The organism is Gilvimarinus algae, from assembly GCF_030518215.1.
Lineage (GTDB): Bacteria > Pseudomonadota > Gammaproteobacteria > Pseudomonadales > Cellvibrionaceae > Gilvimarinus > Gilvimarinus algae.
The window spans coordinates 1-517 of the sequence record NZ_JAULRT010000039.1 but is presented as its reverse complement, the minus strand read 5'-3'; the positions used below and the strand labels follow the sequence as shown (position 1 = coordinate 517).

At 58.4% G+C, this 517-nt stretch carries 1 protein-coding gene; it reads right to left on the bottom strand.

All coding sequences use genetic code 11. The annotated features are described in order from the left end of the window. Positions 1-517, bottom strand: a 517-nt coding sequence (locus QWI16_RS06150) for a hypothetical protein (RefSeq protein WP_302711908.1), incomplete at both ends; no start/stop codon positions are given.

The following is a 517-nucleotide window of genomic DNA, read 5'->3' as shown; positions in this document are numbered from 1 at the left end:
TCGCATCCGTAATGTTCAGCGCACCGATACCATCCACCGCGCTGCCAATCGTGATGTGCTCCACCAGGTTGGCATTGGCCAGGTTAAGCACCGCACCGGTCGCACCGGTCAGCATCGCTGCGCCGTTGCCCGTCGGGTCTTGAATGCCGTCACTTGGAAAATCGCCAATCAGGTTGGCCGGAATCGTCAAATCAAAACTATTGCCGTTGCCAAAACCGCTGACCACCTGGCCATCGCTTAAGGTAAAGCCGCCGGCACCAACGTCAATGGCGCTGCCGTCATTGACGAACACAAACGTCGTCAGGTCGCCGGTGTTCGCCTGTATTTGCGCCGTGGCGGCATCGGCGTAGTTATTTTCGTCGCTGCCACTGCCATCGCCTGTGGCGTTAGCCGCAACAAAAAACAGCTCACCCACCTGCCCCGCGCCGGGTGCGAAATTGAAGTCGCCGTTGAAGGTCACGCCGGTAAAGTTATAGAGCCCTTTGGCCGGATCGAGCCCGACACCGTCAAGCACATA